The following is a 15697-nucleotide window of genomic DNA, read 5'->3' as shown; positions in this document are numbered from 1 at the left end:
CCGATTTTTCGCGAATGAATTCGCTCCCACAGTTGGATCCGGGCCCGGCCTTGCACTCGCAGCGACTGCGGATTTCTGTGGGAGCGAATTCATTCGCGATTGGCCGGTACATCCGACACATCTGCATCGCCCGTCCGATTTTTCGCGAATGAATTCGCTCCCACAGTTGGATCCGGGCCCGGCCTTGCACTCGCAGCGACTGCGGATTTCTGCGGGAGCGAATTCATTCGCGATTGGCCGTTACATCCGACACATCTTTATTGGTTGTACTGACGTCTCGCGAATGAATCGCTCCCACAGGGAGAACATCGTCAGTCTAGATTCCGCTAAACCAGTTGTACCCCTGATCCTCCCAATACCCGCCCGGGTAATCGTTGGTCACGAAGATCTCGACGATGTGCTTGGGGTTCTTGAAGCCCAGTTTGGTCGGTACGCGGATGCGCAGCGGGTAGCCGTAGCTGGGTGGCAGCGCGACCTCACCGAAATCCAGCGCCAGCAGCGTTTGCGGGTGCAGCGCGGTGGGCATGTCCAGGCTTGAGTAATAACGGTCAGCGCACTTGAAGCCGACGAACTTGGCCGTGGTGTCTGCGCCCACATGCTCAAGAAAGGTCTTGAGCGGCACACCGCCCCACTGCCCGATCGCGCTCCAGCCTTCAACGCAGATCAGCCGCGTGATGTCGGTGCGCTGCGGCAGTTTGCGCAGGCCGTCCAGGGTCCAGGGCGCCTTGTCGCGCACCCGTCCCGAGACGCCGAGTTTCCAGTCGGCGACGTCCAGATCCGGAATGTCGTCCTCGGCGTAAAAGGCGTTGAACGGGAATGGATTGCGGATTTGCTCTTTGCTGAAGGTCGGCGCCAGTTTCTGCCCGCTGAACAACCAGGCCTGAACTCGGTCGTTCCAGCGCGACATGGTCCACAGCACCTTGTCCACCTGGTCGCCATCCTGCAGGTTGCAGCCGCTGAGCATGGCCATCGCGCCGACGGTCAGGCCGCCTTTGAGGAAGTGACGACGTTGAAGGTTTTCCAGCTGTGTCTGTTGCGCCGGTTCCAGCCGGATGCGCTGGATGGCGCGTTTTTTCGGTTCAATCATGCTCGACCTTCCCGCTTTCAATCACACGCGTGCCGCCGGTGATCATCGGCAACAGGGTTTTGGGCACCAGCAACACCAGCGCCAGGTGCATTACGACAAACGCGCCAATGGCCGCCATGGCGGCAAAATGCACGAAACGGGCGAAGTCATAACCGCCCAGCAGCGCGGTGAGTTCCTGCAGCTGAATGGGCTTCCAGATCGCCAGCCCCGAGACCACGATCAACACCCCTGCCGCCAGCACCAGCCAATACATCAAACGCTGGACGGCGTTGTACACGCCCTTCTCGTGCTTGAGGCGAAAGCGCAGGGCGTCGAGCAGATCGCGCTTCACGGCGTTGGGTGTGACCGGCAGGAAGTCGCGCTTGAAGTGTTTGCTGAACAGCCCGTACAGCACGTAAATCAGGCCGTTGATCACCAACAGCCACATCACTGCAAAGTGCCAGGCCAGCGCCCCGCCGAGCCAGCCGCCGAGAGTGAAATCCCGGGGGAAGGAGAAGCGGAACAGGGGCGATGCGTTGTAGATGCCCCAGCCACTCATGAACATGCAGACCATGCCGAAGGCGTTGATCCAGTGCGTGAGGCGAATGGGCCAGGGGTGGATTCTGGTTTTTTTCATGGTTTCTCCGGCAGCAAACTTACCCCTGTGGGAGCGAATTCATTCGCGAAAAATGGGCCAGACGATGGAGATGCGCCGTCTGAACCCACGTCTCGCGAATGAATTCGCTCCCACAGGGTTTCATGTCAACCGTCGATTCAACGGTGTTTCAAAAAACACATTACATCGGCGGCTGGAAACCATCCTTGCCAACGGCTACACCGCGCGCGGTCTTGCCATCTTCAGCCGGGAAGACCACTACCTTGGCGCCCTTGACCAGCTCGTCAACCTTGCCGGCCTGTACATAGGCGATCGGCACGTCGTCCGGCACCACCAGCTGCTTCTCGCCACCTTTATAGCTCACGCTCAGGGTGCGGCCGTTGGCGTTGGTCAGCTTGCCCACGGTGCCATTGGTCATGGTGCCGGTGCTGCCGTCGGCGTTTTGCCAGCCGTAGTGGCCTTCGCCGCTGCCCTTAAGGCTCGCTTCGAACACGGTCACTTCCAGCGCTTTCAGGGTGCCGTCGGCCTGTGGCGTGGCGGCCGAGCCGATGAAGCTGTCGGATTTGATCGAGCCGATGTCCGTCTTGGACACCAGACGCACGCCAGTCTTGTCGGTCAAGCCAATACTTTGATGAGCGCCGGCACGGGTGGTGAAGTTCAAGGTGTTGTTTTCGACGCTGTCGACCGTGCCACGCAGCGGCTTGACCACCGGCATGTCGGCGGCCGAGGCCATCACGGCAGCGCTAAGCGCAAGCAGGCCGAAGGTGGCGGACAGTGCAGTCTTGATTTTCATTGTGACGATCCTTGAGGGCAGGTTGATGAAGCACATGATGCGTTGGATGACAGCCATCCTCCGCCCGCAACCGGTACCGCACAATGACCGGGCGATGACATTTTTGTCATTCGCGCGCCTGTCTTCACGACCCGGAATCAATGACAAAAATGTAACCGACCGCGCGCCCCCAGTTGGTTAAACTCCGCACACGACGCGGCATCCAGCCGTTTCGGCTTTTCATCTGATGCACGTCCGGTCCTGCCCCGCGATGTGAAGCGAGCCCCGCACACGATGCACATCCTGCTTATTGAAGACGACACCAAGACCGGCGAGTACCTGAAAAAGGGCCTCAGCGAATCCGGCTACAAGGTCGACTGGACCCAGCACGGCGCCGATGGCCTGCACATGGCGCTGGAGCAGCGTTACGACCTGTTGGTGCTGGATGTGATGCTGCCGGGGATCGATGGCTGGCAGATCATCGAAATCCTGCGGGCCAAACAGGACGTGCCGGTGCTGTTCCTCACGGCCCGCGATCAGTTGCAGGACCGCATTCGCGGGCTGGAACTGGGGGCTGACGACTACCTGGTCAAGCCGTTTTCCTTCACCGAACTGCTGCTGCGCATCCGCACCATTCTGCGCCGTGGCGTGGTCCGCGAGGCCGATCACTTTCACCTGGCCGACCTTGAGCTGGACCTGCTGCGCCGCCGGGTCACGCGCCAGCAACAGGTGATGACCCTGACCAACAAGGAATTCGCCCTGCTGCATCTGTTCCTGCGTCGCGAAGGCGATGTGCTGTCACGGGCGCAAATCGCCTCGGAGGTCTGGGACATGAACTTCGACAGCGACACCAACGTGGTCGACGTGGCGATCAAGCGCCTGCGCAGCAAGGTCGACCTGCCCTACCCGGTCAAACTCATCCACACCGTGCGCGGCATCGGTTATGTCTGCGAGGTGCGGCCATGCGAGCCCGACGCCAGCCCTCTCTGACCCTGCGCTCGACCCTGGCGTTTGCCGTGGTGGCCATGCTCGCCGTGGCCAGCGCCGGAATGTACCTATACGAGACCATGAAAGCCTCGGTGATGACCCGCAGCGATCACGCCGTGTTGGCGCGGCTCGATCACTTTCGCAAGCTGCTGCAATACGACCTCACCCTCGACACCCTGCAAAGCAGCCCGCAGCTGTTCGAGAACATGCTCGACAGCGAGGACGACATTTTCATTATTGGCGAACCGGGCAAGGCGCCCGTGATCATGGTCAACCCGCTGCACGCGACGTTGCCCCAGATGCCGGTTGTCCAGGCGGGTCAGCCGCTCAGCGTCGCCGACATGCGCAGCGGTGTGGTCAGCGACGACGTGCCGATGCGCGCAGCTACGGTGGCGGCGATCTCCGGCGGCCGGGTCGTGCATCTGACGGCTGCACACCTGGCCGTGAAAGAAATGGCCACCTTGACCAACTTCCGCAATCGCATCCTGTTTTCGGTGGCGCTGGCGTTCCTGCTGACCGCAGGGCTTGGCTATCTGCTGCTGCGTCGGGGGTTGCGACCGCTGCGCAGAATGGCCGATCACGCCACCGCCATCACCCCGGCGCGCCTGGACAGCCGCATGGACAGCCGCGACACCCCGGTGGAACTGCAGCAGTTGAGCGACGCCTACAACGCGATGCTCGACCGGCTCGCCGACGGCTATCAGCGCCTGACGCAGTTTTCCGCCGACCTGGCCCATGAAATCCGCACGCCCGTGGGTTCATTGATGGGCCACTGCCAGGTCGCCCTCAGGCAGCCGCGCACGGCCGATGAATACCAGATGCTGCTGGCTTCCAACCTGGAAGAACTGGAGCGGATTTCGCGCATGGTCGAGAGCATCCTGTTTCTCGCCCGCGCTGATGACGCCCAGGCTGCGCTGAATCGGCAGTCGCTGAACCTGCACGATGAACTGCAGCGGGTTACCGGGTATTTCGAGGGGTTGGCCGAAGAACGGCAGATGACCTTCAACGTTTCAGGCGACGGCTTGCTCGACGCCGACCCTCTGCTGCTGCGCAGGGCGTTGAGCAATCTGGTGGCCAACGCCATCCGCTATGCCGACGAGGGCAGCGAGATTGAGATTCGCGTGGCTCGTAGTACAGCGCGCTGCCGGATTGAAGTGGAAAATCAGGGGCCGGTCCTGAGCGAATCGGCCTTGGGCAAGCTGTTCGACCGCTTCTACCGCGCCGACGCTTCCCGCCATCAGAGTTCCGATTCCAACGGGCTGGGACTGGCGATCGTCGCGGCGATCATGCAGTTGCATGGGGGTGAAGTGGCGGTGAGTCAGCCGGTGCAAGGGAGAATCTGTTTCTCGCTGATCTTCCCGGCAACCTGAATCACGGCCCTGCCCCCCACAGGTCCTGTAGGAGCACTGGAGCTGTGCAACAGTGGCGAATGCGGTTCATCTGAAGCACCGCATTCGCTGCCGTCGTAACCTCCGACGTCTCCTACAGGTTTTGTGCAGGCCCGGAAGATCGCGACCGATCCCTTTCACGCCTTCTTGTCGTGAGAGATCTGCAATTTGTAGAACGTTGCCGCCCCGCCTTCGGTTGCGTACCCGGTGTTGTCCTGGGTGTAGACCCCCGCCTTGAAGTACAGCTGTTTGCCATTCCAGCTCGCGTCCAGCTTGCTGCCCCACTGCATGTCGTGGGCGTTGACCGTCAGGTTGCCGGTCGGAGTCAGGTGGATGGTGTAGGTGAAGCGCTCCTTGAGCAGCACGCCGGTGGCGATCTGGATCACCTCGGGCTCTGAAGTTGGTGTCACCCGAAACTTGGCGACGATGTTGCCGGTCTGAGTTTTTTCCTTGTACTGGTACTCCAGCTTGATCAGCGGCTCGGTGCTGCCATAGCAGTGGATCTGGCCGATGACGATCTTGCCGGACGAGGGCACCTGATCCACGGTCAGCGCTGCGCGCAAGAAGTTGTCCGCCTGATTGTAGGTCCAGTTGTGTACGGCGCCGTTGGCGTAGGTTTCGCGCAATTCCGTGCGGGGGTAGACGGCGTTGTCCGTTTTCGAGCCGGTCACCGGCGCCCAGAAAAACAGTGTGTCGCCGGAGCGGAAATAACCATCCTGGTAGCCCGACATCAGCTTGGGGGTGTCGATGGTGGCGGCAGGAACGCCGACAGGTACGGAGAGGTTCCAGGTAGCAAGGTCGATCATGTTGCGCTCGTGGGTGCGCAACGCGCACCAGCTAAGGAATGTCTCTGGCTCGGGGGTTTGCGCCCCGCTGCCCGTCGCCTTAGCTATCGGCTGAATCGGTTGTTCTTTAGCCTAAGGCCCCAGTCAAGAAACCGCCGAAATCGATCAAAAAACAGACAGTGCCACCATCTTGAGATCACGCAATTCAAACGCTTGATTGCGCGATATTTGATCAACGTCCCGATTTCGGGACACGACACGCTTGATTTATGGCGTCATTTTTTTGGACATGCGAGAGAGCAAATCTGCGATTAGGTTCAAAAATCCCTCAAAAGCCCGACAGACGGTCCGCAGATTTCCTATGGGAGCGAATTCATTCGCGATGCAATCGCTCAAACGATGACCTCAGTCGTGTGTCCCGGCCCCTCGCGCATAAATTCGCTCCCACAGCGACACCACCCATCTGGGTCTTCCACATTTCAATTGACGAAAAAACTTTGTTACCGGATATTAATAGTTAGCTACCTAATAATACGGCGTCTAATCATTCACTGCCTAACCAAATTCTGTCTGTCGATCAACCCAGTGGCACTCTCATGACCCTTGACTCATTGCAAATGCACATCACCGGCGGCGTGGTCGCAGCGTCCCGACAATGGCGCCGCGTGTGTCAGACCACGCTGATGAATTACGGCGTCTCCGAGGCCTGCGCAGGTCCGCTTTTGATGATCGCGCGGCTGGGGGAAAACGTGCGTCAGGTCACCGTGGCCCACGCCTGTGGCCTGGAAAGCCCATCGTTGGTGCGTCTGCTCGATCAGTTGGGCAAGGCCGATCTGGTGCAACGTACTGAAGACCCGACCGACCGCCGCGCCAAGGTCCTGAGCCTGACCGAACAAGGTCGCACCCTGGCCAACTCCATCGAAGACGAGCTGATCCGCCTGCGTCGCGACGTGTTCGGCGACCTCGATCCGGCTGACCTGGAAGCCACCCTGCGCGTGTTCAAAGCCTTCGCCAACGCCAGTCCCGTGGGGCCGGAGCTGTCATCTTGAAAGACATGTTCAAAGGCTTCTTTCAGGGCGTGCCGCCCTCTCGCGACTGGTTCTACGGCGTGCGCACCTTCGCCGCGTCCATGCTCGCCCTGTATCTGGCGCTGATTTTCGAACTGCCGCGCCCTTACTGGGCAATGGCCACGGTGTATATCGTCTCCAGCCCCTTCGTTGCACCCACCAGTTCCAAGGCGCTGTACCGCGCGGCGGGGACATTCCTTGGCGCTGCGGCGTCGGTGCTGGTGGTGCCGATGTTCGTGCAGACGCCGTTTCTGCTGGCAGTGGTCATCGCCCTGTGGACCGGCACCCTGCTCTTCCTGTCGCTGCACCTGCGCACCGCCAACAGCTACGCGCTGATGCTGGCGGGCTACACCATGCCGCTGATTTCCTTTCCGGTGGTCGACAACCCTCAGGCGGTGTTCGACATCGCCGTATCGCGGACCGAAGAAATCCTCCTTGGCATCGTCTGCGCCGCCGTGATCGGCGCGATGTTCTGGCCCCGTCGGCTGGCGCCGGTGCTGGTTGATTCCATGGGCAAATGGTTCAAGGACGCCTCGACCTACAGCGACCTGTTCCTGGCCCGCAGCGCCACGCCGGAAAGCGTCGGAGCCTTGCGCACCGCCATGGTCGGCACCTTCAACACGCTGGAACTGATGATCGGCCAGTTGCCCCACGAAGGCGCCCATCGCCAGACCGTGCGCAACGCCAGGGAACTGCGCGGCCGGATGATCCATCTGCTGCCGGTGATCGACGCCCTCGACGACGCGCTCTGGGCCCTGGAGCGTCGCACCCCGGAACTGGTGGCCGACCTCGCGCCGCTGATCATCGAATGCCGCGACTGGGTGGACAAGACCGCCGAAGGCGCACCGGTCAACTACTGGGAAGCGCTGCACGCCGAGCTCGATCGCCTGCAACCGACCCCGGCACAGCTCGACGATCGTCGCCAGTTGCTGCTGTCCAACGCGCTGTATCGCCTGCGTGAGTGGATCGACCTGTGGCAGGACTGCCGCAGCCTGCAACACGCCATCGAAACCGACGATCACCGCCCATGGCGCGCGGTATATCGTCACTGGCGTCTGGGCCGACTGTCGCCGTTCCTCGACAAGGGCATGATGCTGTATTCGGTGGCCACCTCGGTCAGCGCGATCATCGTAGCCTCCGTGCTGTGGATTCTGCTGGGCTGGCAGGACGGCGCCAGTGCCGTGGCCCTGGCGGCGGTGTCGTGCAGCTTCTTCGCGGCGATGGATGACCCGGCCCCGCAGATCTACCGGTTCTTCTTCTGGACCTTCATGTCGGTGATCTTCGCCAGCCTCTATCTGTTCGTGGTGCTGCCGAACCTGCATGACTTCCCGATGCTGGTGCTGGCCTTCGCCGTGCCGTTCATCTGCGTCGGCACCCTGACCGTGCAGCCGAAGTTCTACCTGGGCACGCTGCTGACCATCGTCAACACCTCATCGTTCATCAGTATCCAGAGCGCCTACGACGCCGACTTTCTCAACTTCGTGAATTCCAACCTTGCCGGTCCCGCAGGCTTGGCGTTCGCCTTTGTCTGGACCCTGATCGTGCGACCGTTCGGCACCGAAGTGGCGGCCAAGCGCCTGACCCGCTTCAGCTGGAACGACATCGTCTCGCTCAGTGAAGAAGCCACCCTGGCCGAACACCGGCAGATGGGCGTGCGCATGCTCGACCGCCTGATGCAGCACCTGCCGCGTCTGGCCATCACCGCCCAGGACAGCAACATCGCCCTGCGCGAGGTGCGCGTGGCGCTGAACATGCTTGACCTGTTGGCCTACATGCCAAGGGTGCAGGCCGTGCCGCGACAGTTGCTGCGGCAGGTAGCCACGGAAGTCGGCACGTATTTTCGTGCCTGCCTCAAGGCTCGCGAGCGTTTGCCCGCGCCCAAGGGTCTGTTGAGGACCATGGACCGCGCGCGCCGCTCGCTGACCTTTGACTGGATGGGCGATGACGAATCGCGCCTGCACCTGCTGCATGCCCTGAGCGGCCTGCGCCTGGCGCTGTTGCCGGGGGTGGAAATCGTCGACGTGCTCGCCGAGCAGGAAGAACAACCGCCGTACGGCATCGATGGAGCGCCACTGTGATCGGTGATCTGGATATCAGCGGGATTTTCCTGCCTACCTTTCTGGTGCTGATGGGCATCGCCTATGTGATCTTTCTGGTGGTCCACGCCGTGCTGTCGCGTGTCCACTTCTATCGCCTGGTCTGGCACCGGGCTTTGTTCAACGTCGGTCTGTACGCCCTGCTGCTCGGCGTGGTGGATACCCTCAGTCGCTACTTGATGAGCTGAAATGAAAAAACCTCTACTGACTTTGGGCCGTGTGGTCCTGACACTGCTGGTCATCATCCTCGCTGCCGTCGTGGTCTGGCGCATGGTGATGTATTACATGTACGCACCCTGGACCCGCGACGGCCACATCCGTGCCGACGTGATCCAGATCGCCCCGGACGTCTCCGGCCTGATCGAAAAGGTCTCGGTCACCGACAACCAGGCGATCAGCAAGGGCCAGGTGCTGTTCACCATCGATCAGGACCGCTTCCGTCTGGCCCTGCGCCAGGCCCAGGCGACCGTGGCCGAACGCAAGGAAACCTGGGAACAGGCCCAGCGCGAGAACAAGCGTAACCGTGGCCTGGGCAACCTGGTCGCCCGCGAGCAACTGGAAGAAAGCCAGTCCAAGGAAGCCCGCGCACTGTCGGCGTTGAACGAAGCGCAAGTGGCGGTGGACGCGGCCCAGTTGAACCTGGACCGTTCGGTAATCCGCAGCCCTGTGGACGGCTACCTCAACGACCGCGCGCCGCGGGATCACGAGTTCGTCAGCGCCGGTCGCCCCGTTTTGTCGGTGGTGGACAGCGCCTCTTACCACATCGACGGCTATTTCGAAGAAACCAAACTGGACGGCATTCGCATCGGCTCCGCTGTGGACATCCGCGTGATCGGCGACAACGCCCGTCTGCGTGGTCACGTGGTCAGCATCGTCGCCGGTATCGAAGACCGCGACCGCACCAGCGGCAACAACCTGCTGCCCAATGTGAACCCTGCATTCAGCTGGGTACGCCTGGCTCAGCGTATCCCGGTGCGTATCGCCTTCGATGAAGTGCCGCAGGACTTCCGCATGATCGCCGGGCGTACCGCCACGGTATCGATAATCGACAATGCACAGGCTGACCAGCACGCCGCCAAAACCACGGATAAAGGAGTCGCTCAATGAAACACAGCGCGCGCCTGCTGACCGTCGGTTTAGGCATGCTTCTGTCGGCGTGCACTGTGGTTGGCCCCAATTACAGCCTGCCCAAGGACGCCGCCGTCAACCGCGTGGACCTGCAGGACGAGATTGCCGGATCGTCGTCGAATGTGATCTCGGCGCCGGTGCCAGCTGACTGGTGGCGCCTGTACCACGACCCGAAACTCGACGAGCTGGTGCGTCAGGCGCTGGTGTCCAGCACCGACCTGCGCGTCGCTGCCGCTAACCTGCAACGGGCGCGTTATCAGACGGATGAAGCAGACGCCGCCGGTGGTTTCACCAACACCGCCAAGGCGGGGGTGCAGCGCCTGCAGGAAGCCGGTCAGGCGTTTCTGCTGCCGGAAAAGGTCCCGGTCGCCAACGTCGCCGATGTCGGCCTGACCACCTCGTATCAATTCGACCTGTTCGGCGTGCTGCAACGGGGCATCGAAGCAGCGCAGGCCAGCACTGACGCGGCCCAGGCGGCGGTCGACACCGCGCGTATCACCCTGGTGGCGGATGTCGTGCGTTCGTACACGCAGATTTGCGCAGCCAACGAAGAGCGCAACATCGCCCTGCACTCTCTCGATCTGCAAAAGCAGAGCGTCGACCTGACCCAGCGCCTGCGCGATGCCGGCCGTGGTGACGAGACGCAAGTGACCCGTTCGCAAACCCAGTTCAAATCCCTGCGCGCCGAACTGCCGCGTTATGAAGCCGCGCAACGGGCCGGGATGTATCGCTTGTCGATGCTGCTGGCCAAGCCGCTGGATCAACTGCCCAAAGGCGTGGCCGACTGCGCCGAGCTGCCGCACATCGCCCAGGTGATGCCGGTGGGCGATGGCGCCGCTCTGCTTAAGCGTCGCCCCGATGTGCGTCAGGCCGAGCGTCGTCTGGCGGTGTCCAGCGCGGCGATTGGCGTGGCCACCGGCGAGCTGTATCCGGACATCAGCATCGGCGCCACCGTCGGCACCGTAGGCATCCTCAAGGAACTGGGCGATCCGTCGACCAACCGCTGGGGCTTTGGCGGCGTGATCAACTGGACCATCCCGTCCAACGGCGCCCGCGCGCGAATTCACGTGGCCGAAGCCTCGAACCAGGCGGCCCTGGCGCATTTCGACGGCGTGGTGCTCAACGCCGTGCGCGAAGCCCAGACCAGCCTGTCGCAGTACACCGCCCTGCTGGAACGCCGTGATGCCCTGGCTGACACTGAAGCGTCCGCCAAACAGGCCGCCGACCAGACTCATCGCTTTTTCATGGCAGGCCGCGAGTCATTCCTCGCGGACCTGCAGGCCACTCGCACCTACACCGACGTGACCGCGCAACTGGCGGCGGCCAATACCCAGGTGGCCATGGGGCAGATCGATCTGTTCCTGGCGCTGGGTGGGGGTTGGGAGAACAAGCAGGCGGAACAGGCACCCAAATAAAGGCGCAGAGCGAAACCTGTGGGAGCGAATTCATTCGCGATGCGGTGGTACACACGATATTTCTCTATCGGGTGTACTGGCCCGTCGCGAATGAATTCGCTCCCACAGAGGTTTCGACCGAAACATCGCGTTTGCCGCCCCTCCCCTGCACCGGCCACATGAAATTGAACCACTGCCCGCCTGCACTGCCTGAGTTCTCACGACACCCACTGGCAGGAGGCACCCCATGCGTACGCTACTACTGGCTGACAAACTCGTCCCTGTCATTGGGCAGGGCACCTGGCACATGGGCGAGGATCGCCATCAGCGTCAGGCCGAGGTGAAGGCGCTGCAGTTGGGTATCGACCTGGGTCTGACCCTGATCGACACCGCCGAGATGTACGGCGAAGGGGGCGCTGAAGAGGTGGTCGGTCAGGCCATCGCCGGCAAGCGCGATCAAGTCACGCTGGTGAGCAAGGTCTATCCCCACAACGCCAGCCGCAAAGGCATTCCTGCCGCATGTGAGCGCAGTCTGCAACGGCTGAAGACCGATCACATCGACCTCTACCTGCTGCACTGGCCGGGCTCCTACCCCCTCGATGAGACCATCGAAGCCTTTGAGCGTCTGCGTGAAGCCGGCAAGATCGGCCGCTGGGGTGTGTCCAATTTCGACGTGTCGGACCTGCTGGAATTGAACGACCCACGCTGCGCCACTAACCAGGTGCTCTACAACCCCGAAGAGCGCGGTATCGAATACGACCTCCTTCCCTGGATGGAAACCGCCAACATGCCGCTCATGGCCTACTGCCCCATCGGTCAGGCCGGTAACTTGCTGATGAACCCGGCCATTCTCGAAGTCGCGGAACGCCACGACGCCACCCCTGCGCAAATCAGCCTGGCCTGGGTGCTGCGCCAGGAAGGGGTGATCGCCATTCCCAAGGCCGTCGATCCGCACCACCTAGCGTTGAACGCCGACGCGCTGCGCATCGAACTGAGCATCGAGGATGAATTGCTGATCGACACTTCCTGGCCCGCACCGATTCGCAAGCGGCCCCTGGCGATGGTTTGACAGCCCTTGTAGGAGCGCGCTCGCCCGCGATAGCGATGCACCCATGAAACACGTTGGGCTGACACGCCGCCATCGCGGGCAAGCGCGCTCCTACAGATGAACGTGCAATCAGCTGATACAAACGGTCACAAAACTGTCAAAAACCCTTGCCATGATGCCGCTTTCGATCCTGTGCCCTCCGGCACTTTTCGCCTGCGAGCCTTCATGAATCAAAGCATCGCCCGCCATCAGGACTCTGACATTTTCGGCCTGCTGTACGGATTCCGCTTTCGCCCAGGCGAGCCAGCACGTGAGGTCGATTCACTCACGGCATTGCAGTGTCTGCGCAACCCGGCCGACCCCACCGAATTCGTCTGGCTGCACCTGAACCTGGCCCATGCCAGTTGCGAGCGCTGGCTGAAAACCAATCTCGAACTGCCGGACGAATTTCTTGAAGCCCTGCATGAGGGCTCGCGTTCGACCCGCATCGAGCACGTCGACTCCGCGCTGCTGGCGGTGGTCAACGACGTGGTGTTCGATTTCAACCGGGTGTCCACCGACATCGCCACGTTGTGGGTCTGCGTGCGCAGTAACCTGATGATCTCGGCGCGGCATCAGCCGTTGCGCTCGGTGGACAAGCTGCGTTCGTCGGTCAAACAAGGCGAGATTTTCCGCTCCCCCCTCGAACTGCTGGCGCATCTGCTGCGCGATCAAAGTGAGGTGCTCGCGCAATTCATGCGCAAGACCAGCATCAGCGTGGACAAGATCGAAGACCAGCTGTTGTCCCAACGGCTGAGCAACAACCGCACTGAGCTTGGCACCATGCGCCGGGTGCTGGTGCGGCTGCAACGTCTGCTGGCGCTGGAACCGGGCTCGCTGATGCGCCTGCTGCATCGCCCGCCGCAATGGTTGCTGGAAGAGGATTTGCAGGAGCTGCGCCAGTCCACCGAGGAGTCGGCACTGGTGATCAGCGACCTGACGGCGCTGGGCGAACGCATCAAGCTGCTGCAGGAAGAAATCGCTGCCAACCTCAACGAACAGAGCAGCCGCACCCTGTTCACCCTCACCGTGGTGACCGTTCTGGCGCTGCCGATCAACATCGTCGCGGGTTTCTTCGGCATGAACGTAGGCGGCATTCCCCTTGCCGCCGACCCCCATGGTTTCTGGATTCTGGTGGCGCTGGTGGCGTCGTTCACCTTTATTGCCGGGCGCTGGGCGTTTCGCAAGAGCCGGGATTATTAAGACCCGCTAAACCGCTTCTGGCCGAAGGCCGAGCGTGACTTGTCCGCGATCAGGTGCGCAGCAACCGTAAAACCGGCACACGTGATTTATCAGGCATATTGAGTCGTCAGGTTTCGCTGCCGCTTCGCGGCAGATCGCGAGCAAGCTGCGCTCCCACGCCCTGCGGGGCAGAATCAACAGCGGCGTTTATTCGATTTTTCGAACACCATCCATCCCTTAGCGCAACAAATCCGTCGCTTCCCTGACCTGCGTCGCATCTCTGTCACATTTTGTAATGATCATTGGCGCCATCCCATCTCAACAGGATTGTGAATCATGGCGACCCCCTCACTGGCCCAAGGCGCTGCCGGGCTGAGTTCTCAATTCGGGCGCAAGCCCGGTGTTCTGACGATGGTGATCTTCTTTGCCGTGCTGGCGCTGGGTCTGCTGTACACGGCCTATAGCCTGAAATCGGACATGGACGATTTGGGCACCGTGGTCACCACCTGGGTGCCTTTCCTGTTGCTGGGGGTTGCGCTGCTGATCGCCCTGGGCTTCGAGTTCGTCAACGGCTTTCACGACACCGCCAACGCCGTGGCGACGGTCATCTACACCCACTCCCTGCCGCCGAACTTCGCGGTGGTCTGGTCGGGCATGTTCAACTTCCTCGGCGTGCTGTTTTCCAGCGGTGCCGTGGCCTTCGGCATCATCGCCCTGCTGCCTGTCGAGCTGATCCTGCAAGTGGGATCGTCTGCCGGTTACGCCATGATCTTCGCCCTGCTCATCGCCGCGATTTTGTGGAACCTGGGCACCTGGTGGCTGGGCCTGCCAGCCTCTTCGTCGCACACCCTGATCGGTTCGATCATCGGCGTGGGTGTGGCCAACGCGCTGATGCATGGCCGTGATGGCACCAGTGGCGTGGACTGGTCGCAGGCCACCAAGATCGGCTACTCGCTGCTGCTGTCGCCGCTGGTGGGTTTCACCTGCGCGGCGCTGTTGCTGCTGGCCCTGCGCGCGTTCGTGAAGAACCGCTCGCTGTACAAGGCGCCGGAAGGCAACACCCCGCCGCCCCTGTGGATTCGCGGTCTGCTGATCCTGACCTGCACCGGCGTGTCGTTCGCCCACGGCTCCAACGACGGTCAGAAAGGCATGGGCCTGATCATGCTGATCCTGGTCGGCACCCTGCCGATGGCCTATGCACTGAACCGCGCCATGCCCGCCGATCAGTCGGTGCAATTCGCAGCAGTGGCGCAAGTGACCCAACAGGCGCTCAGCAAAGCCGCGCCGCTGCCTGCTCCGGCCGATCCGCGCAAGACGCTGTCCGAGTACATCCGCGACAAACAGGCCACCCCTGAGCTGGTGCCTGCGCTGGCGGTGATGGCCGGCAAGATTGGCATTCAGGTCGCCAGCTACGGCTCGCTGGCCAAGGTGCCTGCCGAAGCCACCGCCAACGTGCGTAACGACATGTACCTGACGTCCGAGGCGATCCGCGTCATGGACAAGAACAAAGTCGGCAACTTCGACGCTGACACTCAAGGCAAGGTCATGCAGTTCAAACAGCAAATCGACAGCGCCACGCGCTTCATCCCGCTGTGGGTGAAGATCTCCGTGGCCATTGCGCTGGGCCTGGGGACCTTGGTCGGCTGGAAACGCATCGTGGTCACCGTCGGCGAGAAGATCGGCAAGACTCACATGACCTACGCCCAAGGCGCCTCGGCTGAAGTGGTGGCCATGCTGACTATCGGTGCTGCGGACATATACGGGCTACCGGTGTCGACCACCCACGTGTTGTCGTCGGGTGTGGCGGGCAGTATGGTCGCCAACGGCTCGGGCCTGCAGATGCGCACCCTGCGCAACCTGGCCATGGCCTGGGTGCTGACCCTGCCGGCGGCGATCCTGTTGTCGGGCGGCCTGTATTGGCTGTTCACGCAGATGTTCTGATTCGCAACGCTTCACGTGCTCTCCTTCACAGGCGCTCAGGCGCCTGTTTTTTTGCGCGCTGAAAGCAACATCCACAACGTCTCGGTGCACCGCGAACCCTGTGGGAGACGCCGGAGTTTACGACGGCAGCGATGCAGCGGGTCTGAAAGATGTATTGCCTGACACACCGCATTCGCCAGCGTCGTAAC

The 15697-nt window shown here is 61.8% G+C and carries 14 protein-coding genes; 10 read left to right on the top strand and 4 right to left on the bottom strand.

Features of this window, described 5'->3' with window-relative positions; all coding sequences use genetic code 11:
- Positions 1-316: 316 nt before the first annotated feature.
- The 3 genes from AC07V9_RS22680 to AC07V9_RS22670 all read right to left on the bottom strand — a co-directional run bounded on the left by AC07V9_RS22680 (position 317) and on the right by AC07V9_RS22670 (position 2469).
- A complete protein-coding gene (locus AC07V9_RS22680; protein ID WP_495017871.1) occupies positions 317-1087 on the bottom strand; it encodes a molybdopterin-dependent oxidoreductase in 771 nt (256 codons plus the stop codon).
- The gene (locus tag AC07V9_RS22675; protein ID WP_495017870.1) at positions 1080-1703 is read right to left on the bottom strand and encodes a cytochrome b/b6 domain-containing protein; all 624 of its coding nucleotides are present in this window, start codon (positions 1701-1703) and stop codon (positions 1080-1082) included. Before AC07V9_RS22675 ends, AC07V9_RS22680 begins: the two co-directional genes overlap by 8 nt.
- A gap of 160 nt (positions 1704-1863) precedes the next feature.
- The gene (locus AC07V9_RS22670) at positions 1864-2469 is read right to left on the bottom strand and encodes a hypothetical protein (RefSeq protein ID WP_495017879.1); all 606 of its coding nucleotides are present in this window, start codon (positions 2467-2469) and stop codon (positions 1864-1866) included.
- A 279-nt stretch (positions 2470-2748) separates the two neighbouring features.
- On the opposite strand from AC07V9_RS22670, the gene AC07V9_RS22665 reads away from it, so the two are divergent.
- Both AC07V9_RS22665 and AC07V9_RS22660 read left to right on the top strand, forming a co-directional pair.
- Positions 2749-3444, top strand: a complete 696-nt coding sequence (locus tag AC07V9_RS22665; protein WP_495017869.1) for a heavy metal response regulator transcription factor — start codon at positions 2749-2751, stop codon at positions 3442-3444.
- Complete coding sequence (locus AC07V9_RS22660) at positions 3417-4811, top strand: heavy metal sensor histidine kinase (RefSeq protein WP_495017868.1); 1395 nt, start codon at positions 3417-3419, stop codon at positions 4809-4811. The genes AC07V9_RS22665 and AC07V9_RS22660 overlap by 28 nt, the downstream gene beginning before the upstream one ends.
- Positions 4812-4966: 155 nt before the next feature.
- Here the strand turns inward: AC07V9_RS22660 and AC07V9_RS22655 are convergent, their stop codons facing one another.
- Positions 4967-5635 (bottom strand): polysaccharide lyase family 7 protein, encoded by a 669-nt coding sequence (locus tag AC07V9_RS22655; protein ID WP_495017867.1) that lies wholly within the window; start codon positions 5633-5635, stop codon positions 4967-4969.
- A 575-nt stretch (positions 5636-6210) separates the two neighbouring features.
- On the opposite strand from AC07V9_RS22655, the gene AC07V9_RS22650 reads away from it, so the two are divergent.
- The 8 genes from AC07V9_RS22650 (at position 6211) to AC07V9_RS22615 (ending at position 15509) form a co-directional block, all read left to right on the top strand.
- Complete coding sequence (locus tag AC07V9_RS22650) at positions 6211-6663, top strand: MarR family winged helix-turn-helix transcriptional regulator (RefSeq protein ID WP_495017866.1); 453 nt, start codon at positions 6211-6213, stop codon at positions 6661-6663.
- Between the two features lie 5 nt (positions 6664-6668).
- Positions 6669-8759, top strand: coding sequence for an FUSC family protein (locus tag AC07V9_RS22645; protein WP_495017878.1), 2091 nt, complete (start codon positions 6669-6671; stop codon positions 8757-8759).
- Positions 8756-8965, top strand: coding sequence for a DUF1656 domain-containing protein (locus AC07V9_RS22640; RefSeq protein WP_274131970.1), 210 nt, complete (start codon positions 8756-8758; stop codon positions 8963-8965). Before AC07V9_RS22645 ends, AC07V9_RS22640 begins: the two co-directional genes overlap by 4 nt.
- Position 8966: 1 nt before the next feature.
- Complete coding sequence (locus tag AC07V9_RS22635) at positions 8967-9884, top strand: efflux RND transporter periplasmic adaptor subunit (RefSeq protein ID WP_495017865.1); 918 nt, start codon at positions 8967-8969, stop codon at positions 9882-9884.
- Positions 9881-11320 (top strand): efflux transporter outer membrane subunit, encoded by a 1440-nt coding sequence (locus tag AC07V9_RS22630; RefSeq protein ID WP_495017864.1) that lies wholly within the window; start codon positions 9881-9883, stop codon positions 11318-11320. The genes AC07V9_RS22635 and AC07V9_RS22630 overlap by 4 nt, the downstream gene beginning before the upstream one ends.
- A gap of 226 nt (positions 11321-11546) precedes the next feature.
- Entirely contained in the window at positions 11547-12368 is an 822-nt protein-coding gene (locus AC07V9_RS22625; RefSeq protein WP_495017863.1) for an aldo/keto reductase, read from the top strand.
- A gap of 204 nt (positions 12369-12572) precedes the next feature.
- Positions 12573-13589, top strand: coding sequence for a transporter (locus AC07V9_RS22620; protein ID WP_495017862.1), 1017 nt, complete (start codon positions 12573-12575; stop codon positions 13587-13589).
- Between the two features lie 315 nt (positions 13590-13904).
- Entirely contained in the window at positions 13905-15509 is a 1605-nt protein-coding gene (locus tag AC07V9_RS22615; protein ID WP_495017861.1) for an inorganic phosphate transporter, read from the top strand.
- Positions 15510-15697 lie beyond the last annotated feature (188 nt).

It is taken from the genome of Pseudomonas sp. GW821-FHT02A11 (assembly GCF_059421985.1).
The sequence above is the reverse complement of the archived record's forward strand: the minus strand, read 5'-3'. Positions and strand labels throughout refer to the sequence as shown.

Coding starts and splice junctions, on each gene's coding strand:
- AC07V9_RS22680 (WP_495017871.1), bottom strand. CDS start 1,087: ATGATTGAACCGAAAAAACGCGCCATCCAGCGCATCCGGCTGGAACCG.
- AC07V9_RS22675 (WP_495017870.1), bottom strand. CDS start 1,703: ATGAAAAAAACCAGAATCCACCCCTGGCCCATTCGCCTCACGCACTGG.
- AC07V9_RS22665 (WP_495017869.1), top strand. CDS start 2,749: ATGCACATCCTGCTTATTGAAGACGACACCAAGACCGGCGAGTACCTG.
- AC07V9_RS22660 (WP_495017868.1), top strand. CDS start 3,417: ATGCGAGCCCGACGCCAGCCCTCTCTGACCCTGCGCTCGACCCTGGCG.
- AC07V9_RS22655 (WP_495017867.1), bottom strand. CDS start 5,635: ATGATCGACCTTGCTACCTGGAACCTCTCCGTACCTGTCGGCGTTCCT.
- AC07V9_RS22650 (WP_495017866.1), top strand. CDS start 6,211: ATGACCCTTGACTCATTGCAAATGCACATCACCGGCGGCGTGGTCGCA.
- AC07V9_RS22645 (WP_495017878.1), top strand. CDS start 6,669: ATGTTCAAAGGCTTCTTTCAGGGCGTGCCGCCCTCTCGCGACTGGTTC.
- AC07V9_RS22635 (WP_495017865.1), top strand. CDS start 8,967: ATGAAAAAACCTCTACTGACTTTGGGCCGTGTGGTCCTGACACTGCTG.
- AC07V9_RS22630 (WP_495017864.1), top strand. CDS start 9,881: ATGAAACACAGCGCGCGCCTGCTGACCGTCGGTTTAGGCATGCTTCTG.
- AC07V9_RS22625 (WP_495017863.1), top strand. CDS start 11,547: ATGCGTACGCTACTACTGGCTGACAAACTCGTCCCTGTCATTGGGCAG.
- AC07V9_RS22620 (WP_495017862.1), top strand. CDS start 12,573: ATGAATCAAAGCATCGCCCGCCATCAGGACTCTGACATTTTCGGCCTG.
- AC07V9_RS22615 (WP_495017861.1), top strand. CDS start 13,905: ATGGCGACCCCCTCACTGGCCCAAGGCGCTGCCGGGCTGAGTTCTCAA.